This window comes from Amycolatopsis silviterrae (assembly GCF_042684085.1).
Classification (GTDB): domain Bacteria; phylum Actinomycetota; class Actinomycetes; order Mycobacteriales; family Pseudonocardiaceae; genus Amycolatopsis; species Amycolatopsis silviterrae.
Map to the genome: position 1 here is coordinate 851,784 of NZ_JBHUKS010000004.1, position 19,824 is coordinate 871,607.

At 69.0% G+C, this 19,824-nt stretch carries 19 protein-coding genes; 9 read left to right on the plus strand and 10 right to left on the minus strand.

Annotation, left to right across the window (positions count from 1 at the left end):
* Positions 1-2: 2 nt before the first annotated feature.
* The gene (locus tag ACFSVL_RS07850; RefSeq protein WP_378301812.1) at positions 3-470 is read right to left on the minus strand and encodes a GtrA family protein; all 468 of its coding nucleotides are present in this window, start codon (positions 468-470) and stop codon (positions 3-5) included.
* A 145-nt stretch (positions 471-615) separates the two neighbouring features.
* On the opposite strand from ACFSVL_RS07850, the gene ACFSVL_RS07855 reads away from it, so the two are divergent.
* The 3 genes from ACFSVL_RS07855 to ACFSVL_RS07865 all read left to right on the plus strand — a co-directional run bounded on the left by ACFSVL_RS07855 (position 616) and on the right by ACFSVL_RS07865 (position 3,466).
* Entirely contained in the window at positions 616-1,989 is a 1,374-nt protein-coding gene (locus ACFSVL_RS07855) for an FAD-binding protein (RefSeq protein WP_378301814.1), read from the plus strand.
* Complete coding sequence (locus tag ACFSVL_RS07860) at positions 1,986-2,741, plus strand: decaprenylphospho-beta-D-erythro-pentofuranosid-2-ulose 2-reductase (protein ID WP_378301815.1); 756 nt, start codon at positions 1,986-1,988, stop codon at positions 2,739-2,741. Before ACFSVL_RS07855 ends, ACFSVL_RS07860 begins: the two co-directional genes overlap by 4 nt.
* Before the next feature lie 92 nt (positions 2,742-2,833).
* Entirely contained in the window at positions 2,834-3,466 is a 633-nt protein-coding gene (locus ACFSVL_RS07865) for a VC0807 family protein (RefSeq protein ID WP_378301817.1), read from the plus strand.
* On the opposite strand, the gene ACFSVL_RS07870 is transcribed toward ACFSVL_RS07865, so the two are convergent.
* Complete coding sequence (locus ACFSVL_RS07870) at positions 3,463-3,708, minus strand: helix-turn-helix domain-containing protein (RefSeq protein ID WP_101436515.1); 246 nt, start codon at positions 3,706-3,708, stop codon at positions 3,463-3,465. The two genes, ACFSVL_RS07865 and ACFSVL_RS07870, sit on opposite strands and share 4 nt — an antisense overlap.
* A gap of 192 nt (positions 3,709-3,900) precedes the next feature.
* On the opposite strand from ACFSVL_RS07870, the gene ACFSVL_RS07875 reads away from it, so the two are divergent.
* Complete coding sequence (locus tag ACFSVL_RS07875; RefSeq protein ID WP_378301820.1) at positions 3,901-4,617, plus strand: ESX secretion-associated protein EspG; 717 nt, start codon at positions 3,901-3,903, stop codon at positions 4,615-4,617.
* On the opposite strand, the gene ACFSVL_RS07880 is transcribed toward ACFSVL_RS07875, so the two are convergent.
* Entirely contained in the window at positions 4,614-4,982 is a 369-nt protein-coding gene (locus tag ACFSVL_RS07880; RefSeq protein ID WP_378301821.1) for a MerR family transcriptional regulator, read from the minus strand. The two genes, ACFSVL_RS07875 and ACFSVL_RS07880, sit on opposite strands and share 4 nt — an antisense overlap.
* A gap of 99 nt (positions 4,983-5,081) precedes the next feature.
* On the opposite strand from ACFSVL_RS07880, the gene ACFSVL_RS07885 reads away from it, so the two are divergent.
* Positions 5,082-5,774 carry an SDR family oxidoreductase gene (locus tag ACFSVL_RS07885; RefSeq protein WP_378301823.1) on the plus strand — a complete coding sequence of 231 codons (693 nt, stop codon included), beginning with the start codon at positions 5,082-5,084 and terminating at the stop codon, positions 5,772-5,774.
* 51 nt (positions 5,775-5,825) lie between these two features.
* Here ACFSVL_RS07885 and ACFSVL_RS07890 read toward each other — a convergent pair whose 3' ends face one another.
* The 4 genes from ACFSVL_RS07890 to glf all read right to left on the minus strand — a co-directional run bounded on the left by ACFSVL_RS07890 (position 5,826) and on the right by glf (position 9,277).
* Positions 5,826-6,365, minus strand: coding sequence for a hypothetical protein (locus ACFSVL_RS07890; protein WP_378301825.1), 540 nt, complete (start codon positions 6,363-6,365; stop codon positions 5,826-5,828).
* Between the two features lie 116 nt (positions 6,366-6,481).
* Positions 6,482-7,546, minus strand: a complete 1,065-nt coding sequence (locus tag ACFSVL_RS07895) for a decaprenyl-phosphate phosphoribosyltransferase (RefSeq protein WP_378301827.1) — start codon at positions 7,544-7,546, stop codon at positions 6,482-6,484.
* Positions 7,543-8,061 carry a phosphatase PAP2 family protein gene (locus ACFSVL_RS07900; protein WP_378301829.1) on the minus strand — a complete coding sequence of 173 codons (519 nt, stop codon included), beginning with the start codon at positions 8,059-8,061 and terminating at the stop codon, positions 7,543-7,545. Before ACFSVL_RS07900 ends, ACFSVL_RS07895 begins: the two co-directional genes overlap by 4 nt.
* Positions 8,054-9,277 carry a UDP-galactopyranose mutase gene (gene glf / locus ACFSVL_RS07905; RefSeq protein WP_378301831.1) on the minus strand — a complete coding sequence of 408 codons (1,224 nt, stop codon included), beginning with the start codon at positions 9,275-9,277 and terminating at the stop codon, positions 8,054-8,056. The genes ACFSVL_RS07900 and glf overlap by 8 nt, the downstream gene beginning before the upstream one ends.
* 89 nt (positions 9,278-9,366) lie before the next feature.
* Here glf and ACFSVL_RS07910 point away from each other — a divergent pair, with 89 nt between their 5' ends.
* Positions 9,367-11,379, plus strand: a complete 2,013-nt coding sequence (locus tag ACFSVL_RS07910) for a DUF6541 family protein (protein ID WP_378301833.1) — start codon at positions 9,367-9,369, stop codon at positions 11,377-11,379.
* Between the two features lie 41 nt (positions 11,380-11,420).
* On the opposite strand, the gene ACFSVL_RS07915 is transcribed toward ACFSVL_RS07910, so the two are convergent.
* Positions 11,421-12,308 (minus strand): LLM class flavin-dependent oxidoreductase, encoded by an 888-nt coding sequence (locus ACFSVL_RS07915; RefSeq protein WP_378301835.1) that lies wholly within the window; start codon positions 12,306-12,308, stop codon positions 11,421-11,423.
* A gap of 57 nt (positions 12,309-12,365) precedes the next feature.
* Here ACFSVL_RS07915 and ACFSVL_RS07920 point away from each other — a divergent pair, with 57 nt between their 5' ends.
* Positions 12,366-13,190, plus strand: a complete 825-nt coding sequence (locus ACFSVL_RS07920; RefSeq protein WP_378301837.1) for an HAD family hydrolase — start codon at positions 12,366-12,368, stop codon at positions 13,188-13,190.
* Between the two features lie 364 nt (positions 13,191-13,554).
* Here the strand turns inward: ACFSVL_RS07920 and ACFSVL_RS07925 are convergent, their stop codons facing one another.
* The gene (locus ACFSVL_RS07925) at positions 13,555-14,286 is read right to left on the minus strand and encodes a lysophospholipid acyltransferase family protein (RefSeq protein ID WP_378301838.1); all 732 of its coding nucleotides are present in this window, start codon (positions 14,284-14,286) and stop codon (positions 13,555-13,557) included.
* 64 nt (positions 14,287-14,350) lie between these two features.
* Positions 14,351-15,868, minus strand: a complete 1,518-nt coding sequence (locus ACFSVL_RS07930) for a hypothetical protein (protein WP_378301840.1) — start codon at positions 15,866-15,868, stop codon at positions 14,351-14,353.
* Positions 15,869-16,063: 195 nt separating this feature from the next.
* Between ACFSVL_RS07930 and ACFSVL_RS07935 the strand changes: the two genes are divergently transcribed.
* Complete coding sequence (locus tag ACFSVL_RS07935) at positions 16,064-17,992, plus strand: DUF6541 family protein (RefSeq protein ID WP_378301842.1); 1,929 nt, start codon at positions 16,064-16,066, stop codon at positions 17,990-17,992.
* Between the two features lie 253 nt (positions 17,993-18,245).
* Positions 18,246-19,784: a tachylectin-related carbohydrate-binding protein gene (locus ACFSVL_RS07940; protein ID WP_378301844.1), complete on the plus strand. Its 1,539-nt coding sequence runs from the start codon at positions 18,246-18,248 to the stop codon at positions 19,782-19,784.
* The last annotated feature ends 40 nt before the right edge of the window (positions 19,785-19,824 follow it).

Genomic DNA, 19,824 nt, shown 5'->3' on the forward strand with positions numbered 1-19,824 from the left:
ACTCAGTTCTCCTTTACCGGCCGCACACGGAACACGACCCACTTGAGCATCACGAAATTGATCACAGTCGCCGTTGCCTGGGACACCACCCAGGCCAGCGTGGCCTTCCAGCCCGACTCCGGCAGCACGTGCAGCATGAGCTGATTCACGCCGACGGCCACGAAGAAGGTGACGGCGTACAACAGAACGAAGCTGCCGACCTGCGCGTTCCCGTCGCGCCGTCCGTCGGCGAAGGTGAAGCGCCGGTTCAGGAAGAACGCGGTCGTCGTGCCGACGACGAAACTGATCGCGCGCGCGAGGTCCACCCACGGCGTGGCATCCATGCCGATCGCGCGCAGCAGCGAGTATGTGCCCAGGTCGAGCAGGGCGCAGAAGCCGCCGATCACGCCGAACCGGATCAGCTGTCCCAGCAGCCCGGGGCCCGCGGGTCCCGGCTGCGTTTGGTCACTCTGCGGTTCTGTAGCCACCACTTGGAATACCTTCTCGGCCTATTGCGTCAGTGTCCGTACTGCCCACTTCGACGCTCGGACGCTTGTGCCTTGATGCGCAAAGTGTAGAAGCGAGCACTTCAGGGTCACGTTCCGGGCGGTCTTCGGCGTGGCTACCCTGGTCCGCGTGACCCAAGCACCCGAGACACAGCGCCGCACGCTCACCGGCTGGGGCCGCACCGCCGGGACGGTCGCCGACGTGCTGAGCACGCGCGACGTCGAGACGATCGCCCGCGCCGTCGCTTCCGCAGGCCCGCGCGGGGTCATCGCTCGCGGCCTCGGCCGGTCCTACGGCGACCCGGCGCAGAACGCGGGCGGCCTGGTCGTCGACATGACCGTGCTCGACCGCATCCACTCGATCGACCCGGACTCCGGCCTCGTCGACCTCGACGCGGGCGTCAGCCTCGACAAGCTGATGCGCGAGGCGCTGCCGTACGGCCTGTGGGTCCCGGTACTGCCGGGCACCCGCCAGGTGACGATCGGCGGCGCGATCGCCAACGACATCCACGGCAAGAACCACCATTCGGCGGGCAGTTTCGGCAACCACGTGGTGTCGATGGACCTGCTCACCGCCGACGGATCCGTGCGCACGCTCACCCCGGAGGGCCCGGATTCGGAGCTGTTCTGGGCGACGGTGGCGGGAATCGGGCTGACCGGGATTGTGGTCCGCGCGACGATCCGGATGAAGAAGACGGAATCGGCCTACTTCTACGTGGACGCCGACCGCACCTCGAACCTCGACGAGACCCTCGGGCTCTTCACCGATGGTTCAGACCTCAACTACGACTACTCGATGGCGGTGCCGGACCTGATCTCGTCCGACGGCCGCCTCGGCCGCGCGACGTTCTCCCGCGGTTCGCTCGCGAAGCTCGACCAGCTGCCGCCGAAACTGCGCACCGACCCGCTGCGCTTCGACGCGCCGCAGCTGCTGACGCTGCCCGACGTGTTCCCCAGCGGTCTGGTCAACAAGCTGACCTCGACCATGATGGGCAACCTCTGGCAGCAGACCGTGCCCAAGAAGGGCGCGCGCGGCAAGATCCAGAACCTGACGCAGTTCTACCACCCCCTCGACATGCTGAGCGAGTGGAACCGCGGCTACGGCAGCAAGGGCTTCCTGCAGTACCAGTTCTCCGTGCCGTTCGGCGCGGAAGACCAGCTCAAGGGCATCTGCCGGGCCATCTCGCGGTCCGGGCACTACTCGTTCCTGAACGTGTTCAAGCGGATGGGCGACGCGAACCCGGCTCCGATGTCCTGGCCCGCGCCGGGCTGGATGCTGAGCGTGGACTTCCCGATCAAGAGCGGGCTCAGCCGGTTCTGCGAGGAAATGGACGAGATGGTCCTGTCCGCGAACGGCCGCCTCTACACCGCGAAGGACTCGCGCACCTCGCCCGAGACGTTCGCGAAGATGTACCCGCGGCTGGAGGAGTGGCGCAAGGTGCGCGCTTCCGTTGACCCCGAAGGCGTTTTCGCCTCTGACATGAGCCGGAGGCTCGCACTGTGATCGACGCGGTCGGTAACCCCCAGTCCCTGCTGCTGCTCGGCGGCACGTCCGACATCGCGCTGGCGATCGCGGAGAAGTACCTCGCGGAGAAGCCGCTGCGGGTCGTGCTGGCCGGCCGTCCTTCGCCGCGGCTGGAGGAAGCCGCGCAGCGCCTGAAGGATCGCGGCGCCGAAGTGTCCACTGTGGCCTTTGACGCCAAGGACCTGTCGTCCCACCCGAAGGTGCTGGACGAGGCGTTCGCCGGCGGCGACATCGACGTCACGGTGGTCGCGTTCGGCCTGCTCGGCGAGGCCGAGGAGCTGTGGCAGGACCACGCCAAGGCGGTCGAACTGGCGACGGTCAACTACACCGCCGCGGTGTCGGTCGGCGTGGCGCTGTCGGAGAAGCTGAAGACGCAGGGCCACGGCAAGGTCATCGCGCTGTCGTCGGTGGCGGGCGAGCGGGTCCGCCGGTCGAACTTCGTGTACGGCTCGACCAAAGCCGGTTTCGACGGCTTCTACCTCGGCCTCGGCGAGGCGCTCGCGCCGCACGGCGTGCAGGTGACCGTCGTCCGGTCCGGCCAGGTCAAGACCAAGATGACCGCCGGGATGAAGGACGCCCCGCTGACCCGGACCGCCGAGCAGGTCGCCGACGTCGCGGTCGAGGCCGCGCGCAAGGGCAAGGACCTCGTCTGGTCGCCGTCGGAATTCCGGCTCGTGATGTCGATCCTGCGGCACGTGCCGCGGCCGATCTTCCGCAAGCTGCCGGTCTGATGATTTCCGGCCCGGCCTCCACCAATCGGTGGAGTCCGGGCTGACCGGCTCGACGATGCCCTGAGGGTCCCCGCCCGCCGAAACTCGGGGGCATGGGGAACGAATTCCGCTCGTCGCTGGCCGTGCTGCTGATCGACCTCGGCGCGCCAGTCGGCGGCTACTACCTGCTTCGGGCCTTCGACGTCCCGCCGGTGTGGGCGCTGCTGCTGAGCGGCCTGCCGCCCGCGTCGCGCGTGCTGTACACGCTGGTCACCCGGCATCGGGTGGACGGAATCGGCCTGCTCGTCCTGATGTTCCTCGCCGTCGGCCTGGCGACCACGCTGATGACCGGCGACGCCCGGCTGATGCTCGTGCGCGGTGCCTGGTTCAGCACGCTGGCGGGCGTCTGGCTGCTCGCGAGCATGGTCATCGGCCAGTACCCGACGACCTACCAGGCGGCCCGCGCCCTGCTGCCCGGCCGCGGTTCCCGGCTGGACTCGGCGTGGGCGGAGCGCCCGTCGTTCCGCCGGGTGTGGCGGACGCTCACCGTGGTGTGGGGCGTCGGCTCTCTGGTCCACAGTGGACTCAGCATCGGCATGGCTTACACGCTGCCGGTCGACGACGTCCCCGCGCTCGACGCCGGGCTGTCGATCGCGTTTTTCGTCGGACTGCAGGTGATCACACAGCTTTTGCTGGTCCGCGAAGGCACCTTTCGCCAGGTGCTCCGGCCGTCCACTGTGGACTAGTCGCCGGACGGTGGCCGCAGCCCGTCGACCAGGCGGGCCGGGTTCACCCCGAGACCGTCGGCGAATTTGAGCAGATTGTGCAGGTTGATGTTGCGCAGTCCGCGTTCGACCTGGCTCACGAACGTCCAGTGCACCCCGGCCAGTTCGGCCAGCTGTTCCTGGCTCAGCCCCGCGTCGTTGCGAAATTCGCGCACGCGCTCGCCAATGGTGCGAGTCGCGGCGGAGAGCGGAGGCTTGGCCATCGTCGGTTAATCACACACGTCTACCGCCGCTGACGCCAGAGCAGTAATGATCAGAGCATTTATGCCTATAGCGTCTGCGTCTTATCGGCGACGGCTTTCCGATAACCGCCACCTCGTTCTCAATTGCAGACACTCGGGTAATCAATCGGCTACCGTGCTAATGGCAGCCGATTGAGAAAGCCAGGGGGACAGGTGCGGGCGGACGTCGAGCAGACGGTGACTCTGCCCGTCGAAGCACTCTCGGCCGTCTGGGACATGCTCGACCTCGGCGAACAGCACCCGATGCTGCGGGCGAACCGGGTCTGGGTCAAAACCGGTGCGCACCGCGAACTTCACGCCGCCACCATCACTCTCCTCACGAAACTCGGCCTGGCCGACAACGACGCCCCCTCCGCGCATTTGCGGGCCATCCTGCGAGTGCTCGCCGATGCCGAACGCGAGTACTTCGCCTGGTCCGCATTGCGCGGCGGAATCCAGCGAACTGTCATCGTCGCGCAACGAGAACAAGCCGCGATTCTGGTATCCGCGCAGGATGGCCTGGTCGAAATCCAACCCACCGCGTCGTCCCGGCTAGCCACGACGCTTTTCGGCACGCTTCCGCAAATCCCCGGCGCGCCAGTCCGTTCGGTCTCGGTAACCGCGTCGGACACAGCCCCGGACCCGTTCGACGAAACCAACAGCCACGAATACCTCGCCTCGACCCTGAACCAGCCCGCGGACGCCACCCACCAGCTCTACGTCGCGCGTCGCGCGAACGGCCGCCACCGCACCGGCGGCCCGATCCTCGCCGCCGACGTGCGCGCCGGCCGGATCCTCACCTACCCGACGACCGAAGGCCGCACCGAACTCATCTCCGGCACCCCGCGAGCAGTCGTGAAGATTCTGAACGACACCTTCGCCGCCCTTTAGCCCACCACGACCGGACAATGCGGATTCGGCGTCTCCGCCAATTCGATCATCGCCTCAAGCCGCTCGCGAGTGCGTTCGAGACCGGAAATGTGCTCGTCCAGCCGGGCCTTCTCCGCACGCAACCGAACGCGCGACTCCGGTGTGCTGACTCCCGCGTGCAGGCACGGCATCAACTCGCGGATCGTCGCGCTGGACAGCCCGGCCGCGTAGAGCTGCTGGATCAGCCCCACCCACGACACCGCGTCCGCGCTGTAGCGACGCTGACCGCCGGACGTCCGCGTCGCCTCGATCAGCCCTTGCTGCTCGTAGTAGCGCAGCGACCGCACGCTGACCCCCGCGCGCTCCGCCACCTCGCCGATCCGCATCCGAGCCTCCGTGATCCGTGCCACAAACACGAGAACCTAACATTGACGTCAGGATCCAGGATAGCCGTAAGACCACCCGGCTTCCTGAGGAGAACTCCCATGCAGATCGCAGGCGCAACCGCACTGGTCACCGGTGCCGGACGCGGGCTCGGCACCCACTTCGTCCGCGCGCTGCTGGACCGCGGCGCGGCGAAGGTCTACGCCACCGCACGCCGCCCCGTCGAGATCGACGGCACCGTGTCGCTGCCGCTGGACGTCACCGATCCCGATTCCATCGCCGCCGCCGCGGCTGCCGCGCCGGACGTGAACCTGCTGATCAACAACGCCGGCATCGCCGCCTTCACCGACCTGGTGACCGGCGACCTGGCCGAGATCCGCCGCGAAATGGAGACGAATTTCTTCGGCCCGCTGAATATGATCCGCGCATTCGCGCCAGGGTTGAAGAATGGCGCGGTTTTGAATGTCCTTTCCGCACTGTCCTGGACGACCTATCCGGGCTCGGCGGGCTACGCGGCGTCGAAATCAGCGGCGTGGAGCCTGACCAACGCGGTGCGGCTGGAACTGCTGGCGCAGCGCACGCTGGTGAGCGGCCTGGTCATGGCGAGCACCGATACCGACATGATGGCGAGCTTCGACATCCCGAAAAACGACCCGGCCGAGGTCGTCCGGGCCGCGCTGGACGGCCTGGAAGCGGGTGAAATCGAGATCATCGCGGACGCGGACAGCGCGGCGGCGAAGGCCGGGCTGGCCGAGCATCCGACGGTGCTGTACCCGGCGCTGCTGGCCGAGTGAGGTCCCGGGGGTACGGATCCTGCCCGAAATACTCGGCTGGCCGCCGTTCGCTCAGTTGCCGAACCGCGGGCCGTTGTCCGGTGCGTCGTTGCGGTGGTGCTGGCCGGGGCCGCCGTCGTTGAAGCGGTGGCCGCCCTGGTGCTGGCTCGTGCCGGGGCGGCCGGGGTGGTGGTCCGTCGCGGCCATGACCCCGCCGACGATGCCGCCGCCCACGGCCAGCCCGAGGACTCCCACGGCGACCAGTTGTGTCGCGCGGTGGGCGATGAAGCGTCGGAAGCCGCCTTGTTTGGGCGGTGGCAGCGGCATGCCCCACGGGCTGGGTTGAGCGAAGGGGCCGGGCTGAGCGGCCTCAGCAGGCGACGGAGGCTGGCCAGGCTGAGCGGCCTGCTCGGCTGGCTGAGCGGGCGGATTCGGGTGACCAGCCTGCCCGGCTGGCTGGCCCGGCTGAGCGGGCTGTTCAGCGGCCGACCCCGGCTGACCAGCGGAACCTTCGCTGGCGGAAGCCGCACCCAGGTCCCCGGTCCGGCCGAACTGCTCAGTCGGCTCCTGCCCCGCGGGCTCGCCGGGCGAGGGGTGCTCGTTGTCGTTCATCGTCGGTCCTCCGGGCTGCGCGGGTGGGAGGCGGGCGGTCCCGGCTCCCACCCCCCGAGGGTGACCGTCGTTGCTGTGGAGAAGCTGAATCCCAGCTGTCTAAATCCGCGCGCCGTTCACAGGTAGAACGACAGGAACAGGGTCACGACCCAGGTCGCGCCGAGCACCTGCAGCACGCGGTCCTTCAGGGCGATCTCGTCCGGCGCGCCGGCGTTGCCGCCGTCCACGTCGACCGCGTAGCGGAGCACCGCGATCACGAACGGGACCATCGACACGACGGCCCACACCGAGTTGTGCTCGGCCTGCCGGATCTCGAACGCCCACAGGCAGTACGACATGATCAGGATCGCCGCCGACGTCGCCCACACGAAGCGCAGGTAGCTCGCCGAGTACTTCTTCAGCGAGGACCGGATCTTCGCGCCGGTGCGCTCGAACAGCATGATCTCCGCGTACCGCTTGCCCGCCACCATGAACAGCGAGCCGAACGCCGTGACCAGCAGGAACCACTGCGACATCGCGATGCCGCCCGCCACACCGCCGGCGACCGAGCGCATCAGGAAGCCCGAGCCGACGATCGCCAGGTCCACCACCGGCTGGTGCTTCAGGCCGAAGCAGTAGCCGAGCTGGACGGCTTCGTAGACCGCCAGCACGATCGCCAGCCGCCAGTCCGCGGCGAACGACACGGCGAGACCGGCCAGGAAGAACACCACGGCGGACGCGTACGCCACCGGGACCGGCACGATGCCCGCCGCGATCGGGCGGTTGCGCTTCGTCGGGTGGGCCCGGTCGGCCTCGACGTCGACGGCGTCGTTGATCAGGTAGACCGACGAGGCGGTGAACGAGAAGGCCACGAACGCGATCAGCGCGTCGATGACCAGCTCGGTCCGGTTCGTCGCCTTCGAGAACGCGAAGAACGGCGCCGCGAAGACGAGGACGTTCTTCACCCACTGCTTCGGGCGCGCGGTTTTGATCACCCCGAGCACGAGCCGTACCGGGCTCGGGCCAGCGGCTGGGGCCGGAGCCGGGATGGCCGGAGCTTCGGCCTTCTCGGCCGCGTCGGTCTTCTCGGCCTTCTCGGTCTCCTCGGCCACGTCGGTCTTTTCGGCAGCCGATTCCGTCGCTTGCGCGGATTCGGCCGTACCGGACGCGTTTTCGGTTCGCTCGTCGGTCGTTTCGCTCATCGCTTCTTGGTCAGCTTCCGTCGGATCAGACCGCCGACGACGCCTCCCAGGGCGGCTCCGGCCAGAACGTCTGTCGGATAGTGAACGCCGAGCAGCAGCCTCGAGGCGAGCATCGGCGGTACCAGGGCGGGGACCAGGTTACGCCCGGTCAATCCGGAGTAGAGCACCGCCGCCGCCGTCGTCGACGTCGCGTGCGACGACGGGAAGCTCAGCTTGCTCGGCGTGCCGACCAGAACCTCCACGCTGGGATGGTCCGGACGGCGCCGCCGCACGACGCGTTTCACGGCGATCGACGCCGCGTGCGCGCCCACCACTCCGGCCGACGCGACCAGCCAGTCCTTGCGCCGGTCGCGGTCCACCGCCGCTCCGAGCAAGCCCAGCGCGAACCATCCCGCGCTGTGCTCGCCGAACAGCGACATTCCCCGCGCGACCCGCACCGTGCCCGGCTTCTTCAGCACCTTCTGGGTGCTGGAGAGCACGGCTACCTCACCGCGCGGGGTGTCTTTCTCAAGCATCGATCGACCCGTCCAGGGGCGCACCATCGGTGAGGTGCGGGGCGATCTTGTTGTCGAACATCGACAGCGCCGACCCGATCGCCATGTGCATGTCGAGGTACTTGTACGTGCCAAGGCGGCCGCCGAAGAGCACGTTCTTCTCGCGCGCCTCGGTCTTCGCCAGCTCGCGGTAGCTTTCCAGCTTCTCGCGGTTCTCGGCGGTGTTGATCGGGTAGTACGGCTCGTCGTCTTCCTTCGCGAAACGGGAGTACTCGCGGAAGATGACGGTCTTGTCCTTCGGGTAGTCCCGCTCCGGGTGGAAGTGGCGGAACTCGATGATCCGGGTGTAGTCGACGTCGGCGTCGTTGTAGTTGACGACCGAGGTGCCCTGGTAGTCGCCCGTCTGCGCGACCTCGGACTCGAAGTCGACGGTGCGCCAGGTGAACCGGCCCGCCGAGTAGTCGAAGTAGCGGTCGAGCGGCCCGGTGTAGACCGTCGGGGTGCCCGCCGGGATGTGCTCGCGCACGTCGAAGTAGTCGATGTTCAGCCGGATCTCGATGTTCTCGTGCTCGGCCATCTTCTCGAGCCACGCGGTGTAGCCGTTGACCGGCAGACCCTCGTAGGTGTCGTTGAAGTACCGGTTGTCGAACGTGTAGCGGACCGGCAGGCGGGTGATGATGTTCGCGCCGAGGTTCTTCGGGTCGTTTTCCCACTGCTTCGCGGTGTAGTCCCGGATGAACGCCTCGTAGAGGGGACGGCCGATCAGCGAGATCGCCTTCTCCTCGAGGTTCTGCGCGTCCTCGGTCCGGAACTCGGCGGCCTGCTTGGCGATCAGCTCGCGCGCCTCGTCCGGCGTGTGCGACTTGCCGAAGAACTGGTTGATCATGCCGAGGTTCATCGGCAGCGGGTAGACCTGCCCGTCGTGCTTGCCGAAGACCCGGTGCTGGTAGCCGGTGAACTCGGTGAAGCGGTTGACGTACTCCCACACCCGCTTGTTGGACGTGTGGAACAGGTGCGCGCCGTAGCGGTGCACCTCGATGCCCGTTTCGGGCTCGACCTCGGAGTAGGCGTTGCCCCCGAGGTGGTGGCGGCGCTCGAGGACCAGGACCTTCTTGCCCAGCTCGGCCGCGGCCCGTTCGGCGATGGTCAGGCCGAAGAAACCGGACCCGACGACGACGAGGTCGTAACCGCGAAAGTCGTCTTCAGTAATCTTGGCGGAGTTCGTGTGCTCGCTCACGGGCGCTCAGGGTACGCAGTCGCGCGACCGCGTCCCGAACCGACCTCGGCATCCCGCCAGGTTTTACCCGCACTACACAAGTGAGAAGCATGCCTGCACCAGACACCTTCTGGACCTATTTCGGCGCGGTCGCCACTTATCTGGCCGTGCTGACGGTCCCGGGAGGGCTCATCGGCCGGGCCGCGGGAGTGCGCGGATGGGCCCTCGCCGGGCTCGCGCCGCTGCTCAGCTATGCCGTCACCGGCTTGGGCGGGCCCTGGTTGGCTGCGGTCGGTCTTCCGTACAACGTCTTCACCGCCGCGGCGTGCACCGTGCTGCTGGCGGGGGTCGTGTACGGCATCCGGCGGCTCTGCCTCCTCCGCGGCTGGATCAGCCCGGGCGCGGAGAAGCCGCCGGTCGTGTGGAGCACGCGTGCGCATTGGTCGGTCGCGGCCTGCGTCGTGGTGGCGACGGCGCTGTCGATCGCGGTGGTGCTGTCCGCGCGCGGCGGGACGACAGCCGTCTTCCAGCGCTGGGACACCGTCTATCACGCGAACGGCATCCGCTACATCGCCGACACCGGCGACGGCTCGCTCATCGGCATGAGCAAGATCAACTGGTACCCGGACGGCTCGTTCTACCCGAACGGCTACCACCTGGTCGGCTCGCTGGTTTACCAGATCTCCGGGACGAGCATCCCGGTCACGCTGAACGCCATCACCATGCCGGTCGCGGGCATCTTCGCGCTGTCAATGGTCGCGCTGGTCCGCCAGATGGGCGGCCGTGCGGTCTTCGCGGGTTGCACAGCGCTCATCGCCGCTGCGGCCACCACGGGCGCGTACGAGTCGGTATCGAGCGGCCTGCTGCCGTACGCGCTGGGCGTCGTCCTCACGCCGCTCATGGTGGTCTCGCTGCAGCGCTTCCTCGTACGCCCGGGAATCGACACCGGTCTGGTCTTGGCGCTCACCGTGGACGGTCTGCTCGTCGCGCATTCGAGCGCACTGTTCGGCGGCGTGCTCCTGGCCGCACCGCTTGTGCTGCAGCGCTGGTACCGAGCGCTTCGCGGGCTTCGGGTGGACGGTGTGCCCGAAGGACGCAACGGCCTGCGCGTGATCGGCAGCGACATCGTGCGCACTGTGCCGGTGATGGTGGTCGCGCTCGCGCTCGCCGCACTGCAGATCCTGGGCGCGATCGGCTTCACCAACAGCGCCTACCCGTACCAGCCGTGGAATTCGAACCTTCCGGTCATGTCGGCGCTGAACATGCTCGGCACGTTCCAGCAGGTGCTGCACGAACCGCAGCTCTGGCTCACTGTGCTGCTCGCGGTCGGCGTGCTGAGCTTCCGCACGCTCGGCCGGATGCGCTGGCTGATCCTGTCCGCGATCGGGCTGTCCGGGCTGTTCGTGCTGGTCACGTCCTATGGCTCGGCGCCGCTGGTGATCTCTCTGTCGCGGCCGTGGTGGAACGACCGGTTCCGGCTGATGGCGCTCGCCGCGATCCCGCTGTGCCTGCTCGCCGGGCACGGCATGGCGGAGCTGCAGCGCTGGATCGCGCGGCTGATCCGCTCGATTTCCTGGGCAAAGGCCCGGCCGCAGGTGGTGTCGCGGCTCGGCATCGCGGCGGCGGCGGTGGTCGTGGCCGTGACCGCGGTGCTCACCGGCGGTTTCTACCGCACCGCGAACGCCACCGCGGTGTCGTTCCTGTACTACAACGGCCCCGAGGGCGAGGTCACGCCGCCGGTCAGCCCGGACGAGATCGCGGCGATGGACTTCCTCGGCCGGATGCACATCCCGGCCGAGGAGAAGGTGCTGAACGACCGGCTCGACGGCACCGCGTGGATGTACGCGCTGACCGGCGTGCACCCGGTGGCCGGGCACTACGACGGCGGCGGGCCGATCTCGCCCGACGCGAAGTACCTGTCGCTGCACTTCCGCGACTACGACCTTGACCAGCGCGTTCGCGAGGCGGTGCGGCGGCTGAAGGTGCACCACGTGCTGGTCGGCAGCGGCTCGATCGCCAAGGACGCGCCGCTCTCCCCCGGCCTGCGCGACCTCAGGGGCAGCGATTTCCTGCGCCTCGTGTACGACAATCCCGGCGCGCAGATCTACACGATCATCCGCTGACCTCCCGGGACCGCGGCCTCCCCGGCCGCGGTCCCGGGGCGTCACTCGGCCTTGAGGCCCGGCAGCACTTCTTCGACGACCTTCTCCAGCACCGACTCGTGCCCCTCGTACGGCCCGCTCGAGCGCGGCCAGTGCGCGATGACGTCGGTGAAGCCCAGCTCACGGGCCCGTTCGGTGGCCTCGCGGAACGCCGCGACGCTGCTGAGCGAGAACACCGGGGCCGCGTCGAGGCTCAGGTGCCGCTGGATGCTCGCCGGTTCGCGCCCGGCCGCTTCGAGCCGCTGGTCGAACGTGCGGACCAGCTCGCCGATGCCGGCCCACCACTCGTCGAGGGTGGCCCCGCCGCGGCCGGTGGTGACCCAGCCCGCCCCGAATCGCGCGGCCAGCGTCATGGTGCGCGGGCCGTTGGCCGCGACCAGGAACGGCAGCCGGGGCCGCTGGACCGTGCCAGGGAGGTTCCGCGCGCCGCGCGCGGAGTAGTACTCGCCGGAGAAGTCGAAGTTGTCGGTCATCAGCAGCCCGTCGAGGGCCTCGACGAACTCGGTGAAACGGTCGGCCCGCTGCCGCGCGGTCAGCTCCGGCGCGGCGAGCACCTGCGCGTCGTAACGCGAGTGGTCCACGCCGGCTCCGACGCCCAGCACGAACCGGCCGTCGGACACGTCGTCCAGGGTGATCAGCTCGCGCGCGAACGGCACCGGGTGCCGTGCGACCGGAGAGGCGACGAAGGTGCCCAGCCGGATCGTGGAGGTGACCATGGCGGCCGCGGTCAGGGTGGGCACGGCGGAGAACCACGGGCCGTCGACCAGCGATCGCCAGCCGAGATGGTCGTAGGTCCACGCGTGGTCGAAGCCGTACTCCTCGGCCGCGCGCCATTTCGGCTCGGCCGCCCACCAGCGGTCTTCGGGAAGAATTACGATGCCTGCTCGCACGAGGCCGACCGTAACGTCCAGCACTGACATTCGCTCGAACGGGCGGCGACCGGGAGAATGGGCCGGGTGGAGAAACCCCGGTTGATCGCGTCCGATGTCGACGGCACCCTGCTCGGCCCCAGCGAAGAAGTGACGCCGCGCACGGTGTCGGTCGTCCAGCGGGTACTGGCCACCGACGTGCCGTTCGTGCTGTGCACCGGCCGCCCGCCGCGCTGGATCGCGCCGATCGCCCGCCCGCTCGGCCTGACCGGCTACGCGGTGTGCGCCAACGGGGCAGTGCTGCTCGACATCGGCACCGATTCGGTGGTCGCGGTGCACGGCGAACTCGACCCGGTTTTGCTGCACGACCTGGCGTCCACCCTCGACAAGGCGCTGCCCGGCTGCCGGCTGGCCGCGGAACGGGTCGGCACCGGATCGGTGGACCACGAACTGCGCAATTTCGTGATCGAGCCGGAGTACTACAACCCGTGGGGCGACGAGGAGACCCGGATCGCGCCGCGTGCCGAGGTCCTTGGGAAAACCGCGATCAAGCTGCTGGTCAGCCGCCGGGGCATGACGTCGGAGGAGATGGCCGAAGCAGTGGGCGCGGTGCTCGACGGCGCGGTGGACGTCACGTACTCGTCCTCTGGCGGGCTGATCGAGCTAGCCGCGCACGGCGTGACGAAGGCGACCGGACTCGCGGACATCGCCGAACGCTTCGAGGTGCCCCAGTCGTCGGTGATCGCGTTCGGCGACATGCCCAACGACGTCGAGATGCTGCAATGGGCTGGCCACGGCGTGGCGATGGCCAACGGGCACCCGAGCTTGCTGGCGGTGGCGGATGAGATCACTGGGCCGGTTACGGAGGACGGGGTGGCGCAGGTGCTGGAGCGCTGGTTCTGAGCGGTCCCCCAGCTGACGCGGGCGGCGGAAGCGGGGCTTGTCGTCCGTGAAGGGCACCTTGAGGGAATCAGAGTCCCTCAAGGTGGCCCTCACAGACTTGAAGAAACGGGCATTATGGCGCGAGTCGGGCATTTCGGCTGCGTTGGCGTCCTTTATGGACGGTCAACAGGCTGCGGCCGCCCGGCTTAAGTCCCCGGCCTGGGAATCGAGGTCTGTGAGGGTTCCCCTCACAGACCTCGGCATCGGCCACGTCGGGCGGCGGGGCCGCTCAACGCACCCAAAGTGGCATTCGGTGCATCCCACGCACCCAATGTGGCGTTCGGTGCGTCCAACGCACCCAATGTGGCATTGGGGCGCTAAACGCTCACGAGCGGCGGTCGAGAGCCGCAGCTTCCTCCGGCGTCGGCGCGCTGCCGCCGAGGTGTGCGGGCAGCCACCAACGTTCGGCGTCACTCTCCGGGGCCTCCGGGTACTCCGCCTGCGCCTTCTCCAGCAGCTCCGACATCCGGGCGCGCAGGTCCGTCGTCAGCGCCTCGCACGAGTCCTCCGGGCCAGGCCGCATCGGCTCGCCGATTACCACGGAAATCGGCACGTGCCTGCGGGTGAGGTCGCGCGGGCGGCCCTTCGTCCACAGCCGCTGGGTGCCCCACAGCGCCATCGGGACCACCGGCACCCCCGCCTCGGCGGCCATCCGGACCGCGCCCGTCTTGATGTCCTTCACCGTGAACGACTGGCTGATCGTCGCCTCCGGGAAAACGCCGACGACCTCGCCCGCGCGCAGCCGCGCCACCGCCTCGTCGTAGGAGGCCTGTCCGGCCGCGCGGTCCACCGGGATGTGGTGCATGCCGCGCATCAGCGGGCCGGCGACCGGGTTGCCGAAGATCTCCTGTTTGGCCATGAACCGCACCAGCCGCTTCGCCGGGCGGGCGCCGAGGCCGCAGTAGATGAAGTCCAGGTAGCTGACGTGCGTGCAGGCGAGCACCGCGCCGCCGCGGGCGGGGACGTGCTCGGCACCGGTCACCCGGAGCCGGTTGTCGAGCAGCCGGAACATCAGCCGCGCGGCGACCAGGACGGGCGGGTACACGAAGTCAGCCATGCGCCAAGGCTACGGGACCGTAGGTTAGCCGCCGCTTAGTCGCGCGGGTCGGCTCCGCCACACTTCAGGGGCAGGACACGTAGTGAAAGTCCGGGGCCCGGTCGAGGTCGTCGACGAGCCTGCTCGCGTCCTCGGCGCGCGGGTAGACCGAGATCCAGAACGGCGTCCCGGTCCGGTGGAAGGTCGCGACGCGGTACCAGGCGGGCAGGTCATCGGCACAATCCTGGCGCTGGGCGTACCCCGACCGGCCGGGCACGGCGAGCGTCGACCGTTCCGCGTCCAGCCCGACCACGAGCACCTGCGAACCAGCCCGGCTCGCGAGCAGCCCCGGTGCCCCAGCGCTCACGACGGACCCGCGCGGCAGGTAGTGCGCGAGCCAGTCGCCGACCTCGGCCAGTTGCGCGCCCTGCGTGTGCCAAGCCTCCACGCGCTCCAGCACCTCGGGGCTGAGCACGGAAACCGTCACCGCAACCCCCGTGAGCGCCGCCGTGGCCGCCGGAACCGCCCGCGAAGCAGCGCGCGGCCTCGGCATCGGGGTGAGGACACCGCTCCCCGCCACCGCGGCGACAGCCAGCAGCGGCGGCACTGGCACGAGCAGTCGCCACGAAAGCCCCGGGTCTTCCTCGAAGAACACTACGAATCCGGTGTGCACGACCGCGAGCGCGAGCAGCAGCCACAACGCCGACCGGGCTTCCACCGCGCGTCCCCGTGCCGCCACCAGCCCCGCGACCACCACCGCGGGTACGAGGAAACCCAAGTGCGCCAAGGCGAAGCCGCCCAGATACGGCCAATCCGGCCCCAGTGGCAGCACCACTTCGGGGGTGAAATGGTCGTAATACGTCAGCCGCCAAGCCGTCCACGGCACCAGGAACACCAACGCGCCCAGCACAAACCCGGCCGGTGCCCACCAGGTATGCCGCCCGCGCGCGGCGGCGAAAACTAACCACCCTGCGCCGACGACAGCGAGCGCGAGCCCTTCCGGTCGCGTCATCACCGCACTGGCCACGAGCACCCCCGCGACCAACGGACGGCGCGCCACCAGCGCGTACGCGACGCAAAGCACCAGCAACGCGAACATCGGCAGCTCAGTGCCGGAAAGCCCGTACACCGCGAGCCCATTCGCCCCTGCGGTCAGCAAGGCAGCCGCCACCCCCACCGCCCGGCGCGGCTCGACCCCCTCCGGCAACGCGAGCGCCGCGATGCGATTGGCGAGGAAGTACGCGACCAGCACGCAACCCAGCGCCGCCACGCCACTCAGCACGACGGCTGACGTCGGCACTTCCGCGCCGAATGCCCCACGCGGCAACGCGATGACCACAAGCCAGAGGAAATTCGCGTATGTCTCGCTTCGGTCGCCAGTGTTGAAAACCGGGCCATTGCCGTCGGCGATGTTCTGCGCGTACCGGAAACTGACGTACGCGTCTTCGGTCACTGTCGCGAACAACAACTGATGCAGGAGCGAAAACGCGAGGACGAGAAGAAGAACCCCGACGCGCCACCGCTGATCCTGCCCAATCCGCCGCCAAGCGACGACGACCAGCGCGCCCAGCACCAGCCATCCCCCCACGACCGCGTAAATCACGCGCCCCCAGCCTCCCGCGCCCCTCACCCGTCCGGCCGACCCCTGGCGGACCGCTCCTCACCAGTTCCAGTCAAGCGCGCGGCCGCGCCCCGCGGACATCAGCCGTTCGGGTGTATATAGGTGCCAGCTAGTCTGGACCTTGATTCCATTCCGCCATGGCGGGGCCGGCGGATGTCCCATGACCCGAGGAAGATTGTGCCGAGCGAACCCACCCTGCTGTCCGTAGTAGCCAGCATTGCCTGCTGCCTGCTCGTGCTCGGAATTCCCGGGCTCATCACCGGGGCTGCCGCCGGATTGCGCGGCTGGCTGCTGGCCGGCCTGACCCCGCTGCTGAGTTACGCCATCGGCGGACTGGCGGGTCCGTGGACGGCGGCGATCGGCCTGCCCTTCAACGCGTGGACCTACGCGCTGACCACGGTGCTCTTCGCGGCTGTCGCGTTCGGACTCCGGCGGCTCACCCTGCGCCGGTGGCCGCCCAAGCCAGAACTGGAGCCGGAGCCCCGGGCCTGGGAACCGCGGGCGAACTGGGCGGTCGGCGCCTGCCTCGTCCTCGCGACCGCGATCGGCTTCTACACGGCAGTCCACGGCATGGGGCACCTCGGCGCGATCGCGCAGGGCGGCGACGCGCCATACGCGGCCAACGGCGTGCGCTACATCGCCGAAAGCGGCGACGGCAGCCTCTTCGGCATGAGCAGGCTGAACTGGTACGGCGACGGCTCACCGCCCTTCTACCCCAACGCGTACCACCTGCTCGCCTCCGTCCAGTACACGCTCAGCGGTGGTTCGATCCCGCTCACCCTGGACGTGAACACCGCGCTGCTGCCGGGTTTGCTGGCGCTGTCGCTCGTGGTGCTGGTGCGGGTGTTCCGTGGCCGCGCGGTGCTGGCCGGGGCTGTCGCGCTCACGTCGGCCGCGCCGGTGATGGGCCTGTACGAGTCGATGAACCGCGGGCCGCTGTTCCCCTTCCTGGTGGGCATCGCGCTCACCCCGCTGGCCGCCGTGGTGCTGCGCCGCTACCTCGACCGGCCCGCGCCGGACACCGGCTTCCTGCTGGTGGTCTCGGCGATCGGCCTGCTGTGCGTTCACTCGTCCGCGTTGTTCGGCGCGATCCTGTTCGCCGGGCCGCTGCTGGTGCAGCGCTGGATCGAACGGTGGCGTTCGATCGGCAAGGACCTGCTGGTGCTGCTGCCGATCGCGGTGGTGTCGGTTGTCGTGGCGTCGATGCAGCTGTTCGGCGCTTTGGGGCAGGCGAGCAGCTGGGGCTATCTCGGCTGGCCGAGCGAATGGCGGGCGACGACCGCGCTCGGCGCGCTGCTCGGGTTCCAGCACTTCGAACCGCATCCGCAGATCTGGCTGTCGGCGGCGCTGTTCGTCGGGTTCATCTTCTTCCGCCGGCTCGGCGCCCTGCGCTGGATCGGGCTGACCGCGCTGATCACCGGCCTGTTCTACATGGCGGTGGCGTCCTCGGACTCGCCGCTGGTCATGGCGCTGTCGCGGCCGTGGTGGGACGACCCGTACCGGTTCATCACGATGGCGATCGTGCCGCTGTCGTTCATCGCGGGCCACGGCGTCGCGGCGCTGCACGACTGGCTGAAGGAACGGCTGCCCTCGCGCGTGCCGCCTGCCGCGCTCGCCGCGGTGGTGCTGCTCGCTTTCGTGGGCGTCACGAAGGGCCTGTACACCCGGACCAACAGCGAAGTGGTCGCGGGCGGCTATCACAGCCCCGATCCCCGCAACCAGAACATCACGCCCGGCGAAGAACGCGCGATGGTGGAGCTGGGCAAGCTGGCGAAGCCCGGCCAGTGGGCGATGAACGACCGCTACGACGGCACTCCGTGGACTTACGCCCTCAGCGGGGTCCGGACCGTCGCCGCCCACGACGACGGGTCCGGTCCGCCGTCGGACGCGGTGCTGCTCGCCGCGCACTTCCGCGACTACGACACGGATCCGGCGGTTCGCGCCGCGGTGCAGCGGCTGAACGTCCACTGGGTGATCCTGGGCCGCCCGGCGGCACCGCCGAAACCCGCGTACGCGAATGAAGGCCTGATCGGACTGGACGGGCTGCCGTTCCTGAAAGAAGTTTATCGCAACGAGGACGCGGTGATTTATCAGCTGAATCGCTGAGTTCATTTGATTCCAGCGGCAGGGTTTTCCGAAACCCTGCCGCTGTTTTATTTCCCGCTGACCGGCACAGTGTTCCGCGTCACGGTTCTTCCGGGTAATGCCCGCACACGCCCGTCGATAGTCAGTCCGGTCAATCGAAAAGCATTGACTCGCGCGGACGACTTCGAGGGGGAAGACAGCATCGAAATTGCACCGTTCGGGCTATGGACAAGGTACCCGCAGTCAATTACCGCACCGCAAAGGAAGAACCTCTGTGCCGCGTAGAACAGGCAGAATTCTTACCCTTTCCGCCACCCTGGTTACCGGCAGCGTGCTCGTCTCGCTCCCGGCGCACGCCGTGTCCGGCGGGACCACCGTGCCCGCCGGCACCTCCGGATATCTGGCGCGCATCGCCACGCCCACGAAGGCGTGCTCGGCCGCGCTGATCGATCCGTCGTGGGTCCTCACCTCGGCGAGCTGCCTCACCGCAGGCCCGAATGGCGCGCCGACGGAGAACGCGACCATCAGCGTCGGCGCGGTCGACGTCAGCACCGGAGCCGGGACGAACGCCAAGGTCGTCCGCGTGGTCAGCCGCACCGATCGCGACGTCGCGCTGGCGAAACTCGACAAACCCGCCACCGGAATCACGCCGGTCGCACTGGCCACCACGGCCCCGAAGACCGGCGACCCGCTCCAACTGGCCGGCTTCGGCCGCACCGCGACCGAATGGGTCCCCGCCCGGCCGTCCGTCGCGTCGTTCACGGTCTCCTCGGTGAACGCCACCGAGGTGTCGGCGACTTCCGCCAGCGGTTCGGACACCTGCCTCGGCGACGCCGGCGGCCCGGCGTTGCGCACGGTGGGCGACAAGGTCGAGGTCGTCGCGGTCAACAGCCGGTCCTGGCAGCACGGCTGCCTCGCGGTGACCGAAACCCGCGAAGGCAGCACCGAGGCCCGGGTGGACGACCTCGCCGACTGGGTCCGGCAGAACACCGTCCCGACCCCGGTGAGCTGCCCGAACGGCGCGGTCATCTGGGACGACATGGCCGACGGCACCCTGTGGCGCCACCTCCACCGCGACCCGGCGAACGGCACCCCGAGCTGGACCGAACCGACCAAACCGAGTGGCAACGGCTGGTTCGGCCGCCCGATCGCGGGCAAGGGCGGCGTCATCTGGGACATCCACCGTTCCAACGGCGCGGGCGACCCGTTCGGCAACGGCTCGCTGAAGATGTGGAAGTGGGACGGCACGAACCTGACCGGCGGCAAGCAGGTCGGCGACGGCTGGGCCCGCTACCTCACGCCGGAGTTCAAGAACCGCGTCACCGTCGACCAGGCCGGCCGCCTCTTCATGGTCGACGACCAGGGCCAGCTGCGCGTGTACATCTGGGACGACGCGGCCAACTGGTGGGTCAACGGCAACGGCCAGGTCGTCGACACCGGCTGGCTGAAGTACGACTCGATCACCGGAGCGGGCGACGGCGTGCTGTACGCCCGGACCCCGAACGGCGACCTGTTCCGCTTCCAGTACGACTTCGGCACCTCGAAGTGGACCCAGCGGGACAAACTGGTCGGCACCGGCTGGAACTGGTTCACCGGAATCTTCTCCCCCGGCGCGGACATCCTGTACGGCCGCGGCTCCTGGGGCCCGAGCCCCTGGGACGGGAAGAACAGCCCGATCCTGCGCTGGTACCGGTACTCCGCGAACACCGACAGCTGGCTGCCGGTGAACTCGAACGGCGTCAGCATCGCGACCGGCTGGAACACCGACCTGCACGCGACCGCGGCCCCGGACTCGTGCCGGTTGGTTCCGTGAGCTGAAGACCGGACAGAGCGGCGGCCGCTGAGCGAACAGT